Source organism: Nguyenibacter sp. L1 (genome assembly GCF_035199985.1).
In the GTDB taxonomy this organism is placed as follows: Bacteria; Pseudomonadota; Alphaproteobacteria; order Acetobacterales; family Acetobacteraceae; genus Gluconacetobacter; species Gluconacetobacter vanlangensis.
Genome location: NZ_CP127015.1, coordinates 1,358,813 through 1,367,500, shown reverse-complemented (window position 1 = coordinate 1,367,500; position 8,688 = coordinate 1,358,813). Strand labels below are relative to the sequence as shown.

Annotated in this window: 2 protein-coding genes, 1 tRNA gene, 2 rRNA genes and 4 pseudogenes (1 of these 9 running past the window's edge); 6 read left to right on the top strand and 3 right to left on the bottom strand. The window is 57.7% G+C overall.

Annotated elements, in window-relative coordinates; translation table 11 throughout:
* The 4 genes and pseudogenes from QN315_RS06125 to QN315_RS06110 form a co-directional block, all read left to right on the top strand.
* Nucleotides 1-2,621: ribosomal RNA gene (locus QN315_RS06125) — 23S ribosomal RNA — on the top strand; it begins 120 nt to the left of the window's first position.
* Between the two features lie 119 nt (nt 2,622-2,740).
* Nucleotides 2,741-2,856, top strand: a 5S ribosomal RNA gene (gene rrf, locus QN315_RS06120).
* Nucleotides 2,857-2,877: 21 nt separating this feature from the next.
* A tRNA-Met gene (locus tag QN315_RS06115) sits at nt 2,878-2,954 on the top strand.
* Nucleotides 2,955-3,153: 199 nt separating this feature from the next.
* A pseudogene (locus tag QN315_RS06110) lies at nt 3,154-3,267 on the top strand (transposase); the annotation flags it as partial.
* Between the two features lie 16 nt (nt 3,268-3,283).
* Here QN315_RS06110 and QN315_RS06105 read toward each other — a convergent pair.
* Nucleotides 3,284-4,035 (bottom strand): annotated as a pseudogene (locus tag QN315_RS06105) (IS5 family transposase).
* A 55-nt stretch (nt 4,036-4,090) separates the two neighbouring features.
* Here QN315_RS06105 and QN315_RS06100 point away from each other — a divergent pair.
* Nucleotides 4,091-4,959 (top strand): annotated as a pseudogene (locus QN315_RS06100) (IS3 family transposase); the annotation flags it as partial.
* Nucleotides 4,960-5,023: 64 nt separating this feature from the next.
* Here QN315_RS06100 and QN315_RS06095 read toward each other — a convergent pair.
* Nucleotides 5,024-6,553 carry a transposase family protein gene (locus tag QN315_RS06095; RefSeq protein WP_323992155.1) on the bottom strand — a complete coding sequence of 510 codons (1,530 nt, stop codon included), beginning with the start codon at nt 6,551-6,553 and terminating at the stop codon, nt 5,024-5,026.
* Nucleotides 6,554-6,645: 92 nt separating this feature from the next.
* Here QN315_RS06095 and QN315_RS06090 point away from each other — a divergent pair.
* Nucleotides 6,646-7,425, top strand: a pseudogene (locus QN315_RS06090) (DDE-type integrase/transposase/recombinase); the annotation flags it as partial.
* Nucleotides 7,426-7,576: 151 nt separating this feature from the next.
* On the opposite strand, the gene QN315_RS06085 reads toward QN315_RS06090, so the two are convergent.
* Complete coding sequence (locus QN315_RS06085; protein WP_323992154.1) at nt 7,577-7,858, bottom strand: hypothetical protein; 282 nt, start codon at nt 7,856-7,858, stop codon at nt 7,577-7,579.
* Nucleotides 7,859-8,688 lie beyond the last annotated feature (830 nt).

The following is an 8,688-nucleotide window of genomic DNA, read 5'->3' as shown; positions in this document are numbered from 1 at the left end:
GGGGCAACCCACCCAGCGATGGGTATCGTGATCTGAATACATAGGGTCACGAGGCGAACCCGGGGAACTGAAACATCTCAGTACCTGGAGGAAAAGACATCAAACGAGATTCTGCTAGTAGTGGCGAGCGAACGCGGAGCAGGCCAGTGGTTGTTTTTGAAGAAGCGGAACGGAATGGAAAGTCCGGCCATAGCGGGTGATAGCCCCGTATGCGTAATGTCAGGAACGATCCTTGAGTAGGGCGGGACACGTGAAATCCTGTCTGAACATGGGGGGACCACCCTCCAAGCCTAAATACTCCCTGGTGACCGATAGTGAACAAGTACCGTGAGGGAAAGGTGAAAAGCACCCCGACGAGGGGAGTGAAAGAGACCTGAAACCGGATGCCTACAAGCAGTCGGAGCCTCTTATGGGGTGACGGCGTACCTTTTGTATAATGGGTCAGCGAGTTTCTGTTTGCAGCGAGCTTAAGCCGATAGGTGTAGGCGTAGCGAAAGCGAGTCTGAATAGGGCGCTGAGTTGCTGGCAGAAGACCCGAAACCGAGTGATCTAGCCATGGCCAGGCTGAAGGTGCGGTAACACGCACTGGAGGGCCGAACCCACGCCTGTTGAAAAAGTCGGGGATGAGCTGTGGCTAGGGGTGAAAGGCCAATCAAACTCGGAGATAGCTGGTTCTCCGCGAAATCTATTGAGGTAGATCGTCAGGTGTTGACCCCGGGGGGTAGAGCACTGGATGGGCTAGGGGGGCCCAAAGCCTTACCAAACCTAACCAAACTCCGAATACCCGGAAGTTTAGCCTGGCAGACAGACGGTGGGTGCTAAGGTCCATCGTCGAGAGGGAAACAGCCCAGACCACCAGCTAAGGCCCCCAAATCGTGGCTAAGTGGGAAAGGATGTGGGGATTCCAAAACAACCAGGAGGTTGGCTTAGAAGCAGCCATCCTTTAAAGAAAGCGTAATAGCTCACTGGTCTAATAGAAACCCTGCGCCGAAAATGTAACGGGGCTCAAGCCACGTGCCGAAGCTGTGGGTGCATACTTTGTATGCGCGGTAGCGGAGCGTTCCGTAGGTCTGAGAAGGAGACGGGGTGACCCTCTCTGGAGATATCGGAAGTGCGAATGCTGACATGAGTAGCGACAAACAGTGCGAGAAACACTGTCGCCGAAAGTCCAAGGGTTCCTGCGCAAGGTTAATCCGCGCAGGGTGAGCCGGCCCCTAAGGCGAGGGCGAAAGCCGTAGTCGATGGAAACCAGGTGAATATTCCTGGGCCTGCTAGAAGTGACGAATGCGATATGTTGTCAGTCCTTAACGGATTGGGCTGGCTTTTGGAGCATTCCAGGAAATAGCTCTAGCGAATAGACCGTACCCGAAACCGACACAGGTGGACTGGTAGAGCATACCAAGGCGCTTGAGAGAACGATGCTGAAGGAACTAGGCAAATTGCTCGCGTAACTTCGGGATAAGCGAGACCCATGATTGGGCAACCATTTGTGGGTGGCACAGACCAGGGGGTAGCGACTGTTTAGTAAAAACACAGGGCTGTGCGAAGTCGAGAGACGACGTATACGGCCTGACGCCTGCCCGGTGCCGGAAGGTTAAGAGGAGGTGTGCAAGCACTGAATTGAAGCCCCGGTAAACGGCGGCCGTAACTATAACGGTCCTAAGGTAGCGAAATTCCTTGTCGGGTAAGTTCCGACCTGCACGAATGGCGTAACGACTTCCCCGCTGTCTCCAGCATCGGCTCAGCGAAATTGAATTCCCCGTGAAGATGCGGGGTACCCGCGGTCAGACGGAAAGACCCTATGAACCTTTACTGCAGCTTTGCAGTGGCATCAGAGACATTCTGTGTAGGATAGGTGGGAGGCTTAGAACCCGGGGCGCCAGTTCCGGTGGAGCCATCCTTGAAATACCACCCTGACTGTTTCTGATGTCTAACCGAGACCAGTAAGCCTGGTCCGGGACCCTGCATGGTGGGCAGTTTGACTGGGGCGGTCGCCTCCCAAAGTGTAACGGAGGCGCGCGATGGTGGGCTCAGGTCGGTCGGACATCGACTGTTGAGTGCAATGGCATAAGCCCGCCTGACTGTGAGAGTGACAGCTCGATCAGAGACGAAAGTCGGCCATAGTGATCCGGTGGTCCCGCGTGGAAGGGCCATCGCTCAACGGATAAAAGGTACTCTAGGGATAACAGGCTGATCTCCCCCAAGAGTCCACATCGACGGGGAGGTTTGGCACCTCGATGTCGGCTCATCACATCCTGGGGCTGGAGCAGGTCCCAAGGGTTCGGCTGTTCGCCGATTAAAGTGGTACGTGAGCTGGGTTTAGAACGTCGTGAGACAGTTCGGTCCCTATCTGCCGTGGGTGTTGGAGACTTGAGAGGATTTGTCCCTAGTACGAGAGGACCGGGATGAACAGACCTCTGGTGCACCGGTTGTCGCGCCAGCGGCACAGCCGGGTAGCTAAGTCTGGACGGGATAATCGCTGAAAGCATCTAAGCGAGAAACCCACCTCAAAACCAGGTCTCCCCGAGGGCCGTGATAGACCATCACGTCGATAGGCCAGATGTGAAAGCGCAGTAATGCGTGCAGCTAACTGGTCCTAATCGCCCAATAGGCTCACTCACACAGCCCGCTTAAACGCAGGCAACACACATGCACAGCAATCATCCACTCAACACTCAATACACACACCTCAGCACCAACCTCTCACGCCCACTACACCCCATCAGGGTGGACTGGACGACCTGGTGGCCATGGCGGGGATAGCTCCACCCGATCCCATCCCGAACTCGGCCGTGAAATGCCCCAGCGCCTATGATACTGCGTCTCAAGACGCGGGAAAGTCGGTCGCCGCCAGGTCTTCCAATCCACCTACACCACCGCGGGGTGGAGCAGCCCGGTAGCTCGTCAGGCTCATAACCTGAAGGCCGCAGGTTCAAATCCTGCCCCCGCAACCACGGTTCAAGTCCTTGATAGGACACAACAAAACCCGCCCCACAAGGCGGGTTTTTTGTTGCCCAAAATCCCCACGCAGGAAACACATAGGAAACAAACGGAAAGGTACCGGGTGACCCTTTGACGTGCTCCCCGAAAATTGGACCAGCTCGAGTTGGAATTTTCCACTTATGATCCCGTGCTCGGGATGAGGAGAGTTCCATGAAGGCATCGAAGTTCACCGAGGCGCAGATCGCGTTTGTTCTGAAGCAGGCCGAAGGGGGAGCGTCGGTCGCCGAGGTCTGCCGCAAGGCGGGTATTTCGGATGCGACGTTCTAGGGTCTGTGGGGATTTAACGTGAGTTGATGACACCTGCGGCGAGATATATCATCGCCTCGAAGCTCCGGTCGGTTTTGCAGGCTCGCATGGCGATGCGCTTGAACTCCTTGAGTTTGCAGAAGAAGTTCTCGATCAGGTGACGCCATTTGTATATCTCTTCGTCAATGGCGCGCGGGTTCTTGCGCTGTGACCGTTGTGAGATGACGACTTTCGCTCCTCGCTGGTCGAGTTCTTCGATGATCCAGTTGGCATCAAAGGCCTTGTCGCCCAGCAGGGCTTCGAAGTTGATGCCATCGATCAAAGGGGCGACGCCGATCGTGTCGTAGCGGTTCCCCGGTAGCAGTTTGAAGCGAACAAGGTTGCCCAAGGCATCGGTCAGGGCCAGGATCTTGGTCGTTATCCCGCCTTTGGAACGACCAATGGCCTGGCTCTGAGTCCCCCTTTTGCGCCTTGGCCGTGCCGGTGGACCTTGACGATAGTGGCATCAACCATGGCGTATTCCATGTCGGGGTCTCCCGACAAGGCATCAAAAATCCGCTTGAAAACATCGGCTTCGCGCCAATCACGAAACCGACGGAATGCCGTATTCCAGTTGCCGAATGTGGCAGGAAGGTCCCGCCATGGGCTGCCTGTTCGGACAATCCAAAGAACCGCCTCAATGAATAGCCGGTTGTCGCGGCCACTGCGTCCGGGATCAGACAGCTTACCCAGGCAATGCGGTTCTATCTTCGCCCATTGGGCATCGGTCAGTACTAAGCGATCCATCCAGAGGGTGAATCACATCTCCGCTAAAATGGGAATCCCAAATCCCCACAGACCCTACAATTGGCGGAAGAAATATGCGGGTCTGATGCCGTCCGAGATGAAGCGGCTGCGGGTGCTTGAAGAGGAAAACGCCAAGCTGAAGCGGATCGTGGCGGACCTGTCGCTTGATAAGGCGATGCTGCAGGACGTGCTGTCAAAAAAGCTTTAAGGCCTGCGCGCAAACGCGAACTCGTGGACATGCTGCAGGGCGACTGGAAAGTCTCGACACGACGCGCCTGCGCGGTGCTGCGGATCGACCGCTCGCTCTATGTCTACAAGTCGAAGCGTGGCACGCAGGCCGAACTGACACAGAAGATCCGTGAGATCTGTGAAACGCGCGTTCGCTATGGCTATCGGCGCGTTCATGTCCTGTTGAAACGCGATGGCTGGGCGGTCAATCCGAAGCGGATCTATCGGCTTTACAAGGAGTTGGGCTTGCAGTTACGCAACAAGGTGCCCAGGCGCCGGGTCAAGGCGAAGGTGCGCGAGGATCGCCGTCCGGCCGCCCATAATAACGACACCTGGGCCATGGATTTCGTGCACGACCAGCTAGCGACGGGCCGCAAGATCAGGATCCTGACGGTGATCGACACTTTCTCCCGCTTCTCGCCGGCGACCGATCCACGGTTCAGCTATCGTGGCGAGGATGTCGTCCAGACGCTGGAGCGGATCTGTGCGCAGATGGGTTACCCAAAAAGCATCCGGGTCGACCAGGGCACGGAGTTCGTCAGCCGGGATCTGGATCTCTGGGCGTATCAGAAGGGGGTCGTGCTCGACTTCTCCCGCCCCGGCAAACCGACCGACAACAGCTTTATCGAGTCCTTCAACGGGAAATTCCGGGCTGAGTGCCTGAACATGTGGCGCGACGATCTGGATGAGGGACGTATTGCCTCATCAGGAAATGTTCCCGAGCGTCTGATTGTCGCCTCACCGGGTTGCACCTGCTGCCTCACGCATCGATCCCCATTGCCGCCCGATCGGGCGGCAATGGGGAAGCCATCAACGCTGGCGCGTAAAGCGCATCGACGGCGCGGGCGCGCCACCCTTTCAGCCGTCGCTGGATCGTTCGCAACAGGGCGTCGGGATATTGTCCCGGAAAGCGCGCCTGCAGACATTCCATGAGTTGACGGCCCGAGCGCGTCGGATCTTCGGCAAACAGCTGCTCCAGCTCCTCCGTGACATCGACGAGAGGATCGGGGCGGCGCCTACCGCGAGGCGCCGTTTCCCGCCGCTTGTCCGTCGGTCTGCCAGACGCACCGGTGTCCCAGGCCTTCTTCAGGTCGGCCAAAAACGCCTCCAGCGTCTCGACAGCGGGTGGACCAGACGGCCCGCGCGCGGTGCCGTCGGCGTGTGTAACGAGTTGTTCCTGCGCCGACCGGATCGTCTGCAGCAACCGGATCGGATCCAGCGCCTGCGCCTGCACACGCAGGGCAGCCCTTGCCGGTTCGTCGAGGCGCGCGTCGTCTTCAAGTCGTCGACAGGGCGTCGCCGGGGGATGATAGCGTTTGATCACGCGCGCGTCATGCCGTTCCTTGCTCCGCAGCTTGAACGACGGTTGGAAAAAATTCACGTAGCCGCGCAAGGCCTCATAAAGCGTCGAGAGGATCCTGGCGCCTTCCAGACCTTCATACCGCCGGTAGCCGATCGCCCGCCGGACCACGGCGCCATTCTTCTGTTCGACCCAGGCCTGATCGTTCTTCCGGTATGGCCGACAGCGCGTAAATTCGATGTCGTGGCGCGCGCAATAATTCTTCAGGGTTTCGTTGATGAAAACGCTGTCGTTGTCCACGTCGATCCCCCGGAGGGGAAATGGCAGCCGAGCGCGAACGCTGTCCAGGACCCGTGTCAACAACTGCTGTTCGCGCACCAGCAAGGGGACGCATTCCGTCCAGCCCGAGGCGATGTCCGTCAACACCAGGGTCTGCACATAGCTGCCCTTCAGCGTGCCGCCACTGTGCAGGACCAGGTCCATTTCCATGAATCCGGGAGCGGGATCGTCCCAGCCGTCATACGTCCGGACCGGGATACTCCGTCGCGTCGAGGGAATGCCCGTTTTGCGACGACGTCCGGCAGGTCGCGCATTGCTGTGGCTCAAGGCGCGGTCGATCGTCGCGGCACTCATTGCCAGCAATTTCGTACGGATATCGGCCGTCGGCGTCGCATAGCCATGCCGTTCCATCGACTCGAGCAGAGTGGGCAAAAGCGCCTTGAGCCTGCGGCTGCAGATCCGGTCGGACGCTTCCCACGTCATGATCAAGGCTGCTCTGGTCGCGTCGTCATACACACGCCGGTTGTCTCGGGCGGGGCGGGATCGTGTCCGCGCCCCACGTAACAGTCGGGATGCATGTTTACGATGAAACCCGCTGACCGCCACGAACTCATCAAGGATCCGGCCGCGTTCCTGCCGCCCCGATTTCAGATATCGCTGCTTCAACGCCAATACGATCTCGTCTCTTGTCGCCATGCTGATCCGCCTCATCTCCACCCCCAGCTCCGTATCGCCAAGGGAACATTTTAGGTGAGGCAACAACTCGCAGTCCGGAAACATTTCAGGCGAGGCAATGCGTCGTTTGTCATCTGCGTCGCGCCACCGAGTTCGGGCTCGATGACCTGACCTTCGTGCTGCGGCACTTCCTGCCCCACCTCAACCGCGACAGCGTCTGGCGCATCCTCAAGGATGCAGGGCTCAATCGTCGGCCGGTGAAGGAAAAGATCCGCCCGGCGCGGGGAGAGGGCACCTTCCGGGATTACGACCTGGGCTATGTCCATATCGACGTGAAGCATCTGCCAAAGCTGCAGACCGCAGACGGTGAGGCCCGCAAACGGTTCCTCTACGTCGCTATCGATCGCTGTTCGCGCTTCGTGTATCTGGCCGTCTACGACGCCGAGAATGCGGCCAATGCTGTCGACTTTCTCAAGGCCGTCAGAACCGCTTTTCCTTTCCGGATCACCCATATCCTGACCGATCGCGGCTCTTGCTTCACTGCGGATGCGTTTGAGAAAGCATGCCAGGATCAGGGCGTGGATCGGCGACGGACCCGTGCCTACTCGCCCCAGACGAATGGCATGGTCGAGCGCTTCAACGGCCGCGTCGCAACCGAGGTCCTGCCGATCAACGTCGCGCACCACGCGGATCTTGAAGCCCTGCTACGCGGGTTCAACCACGCATACAATCAACGCCGACAGAGGGTTCTGGGCGGGCTGTCGCCCGCTGCAAAAGTCGCCGAACGTATCCGGAAAACACCGCGCCTTCGGAAGCGCAGCTACAAGGACATGAACGCAGAAACCATCATGGACGATGTCAATCGCATCATGATATATGCCAATGACGTCTCACAACCTGACAGCTAACCCCGGGAATTTCCAGCTCGCCCTGGCCTAAGATCGGGGAGCACTTTACAACCCACAGACCCTAACTCAAAACTGAGGGCACGTTCGGGGCAAGGTCAATAGCCATGCGGGCCGTGGACGCGGTGTCACCGTCACCGTCCTCGCAGGACGTCTATAAGGACATGGATTGACGATTAGGATCATGTTTTGAGCGATTGTCGCCAAAGAGTGCGGCAATGAAGACTCTGGCGACGGCGGCTTCAAGCGGTCCGAGGATATGACGTCGCGGAATGGTCTCGCAAATGACGTCCGCTCCAGCTTTCAGCATGGCATTGCGAATCTGCCACCCTACCTTTCCGTGTTCCTGCTCTGTGGCGGGCAGCGCCAGCAGGACATGAAGTCCGTCGCACACGTGGTGTCCGGCTGGTGCTGGGTGGGTCGAAGGCGAAAGCATGATGCTTGCCCCCAACAAGGCTCCGTGCCGCAATGTAAGACACATGCCAAGATCGGCACTATCGCGATGCCCGACGGAGACGATAGGAACCAGTGCAAGGCCGTGGTCCGATACGGCGCGGACGATCAGCGCTGCGATGTGATCCGCCCGGACGTCGGTGGTTGCATCCGGTCTCGGCTCCCCCCCTGCGTGTAGCCGGTCCAATCGAGGAGCCAGGATGGGGGCGCCTGGACAGATACGCCGGCAGAATTGCATCATGGTGTGGATATGACCATTTGCATCGGGCAATGGCAGGAGGACTGGCGCATCGGCCATGTCCCCTTGACGAAAATCATACGGGACTCGCAACTCTGCGCCATCAATGCTACACATCCGATGAATTCCCGCCCAATGTCTTGCTGTCATTCTTGGCATGCAGCAGTTTTGTAGGCACCACGTCTGACGTAAATTTGTCGCCTGGATAAGCCATCGAGGTGAACTGCATATTATGGCTATGTTGCCTCGTATCGGGATGATGCTTATAATGGTACCTTGGTAGGTTTCCAATTCCGGAGCCACAACAGCGATGAGACTGCCTTGCATAGCTACGGTAACATGCAGTGGCCAGGATTGTGACCTTTGATATGCGGGGTATTGGCCCGGCTCTGCAACAAATGAAACTATACGACATTCTGCACAAAAGCGACAATTAAAATATGGAATATCTATATTTATAAAGTTTTTTATTTAACGGGTGCATGATGGTGCAAAACAAAAGCCTCGTTTGATGCTCGGGTGCGTGATCTCCTTATCCATTGCCAGGAGTTCAGGATCTGCAATCTTTCATATTC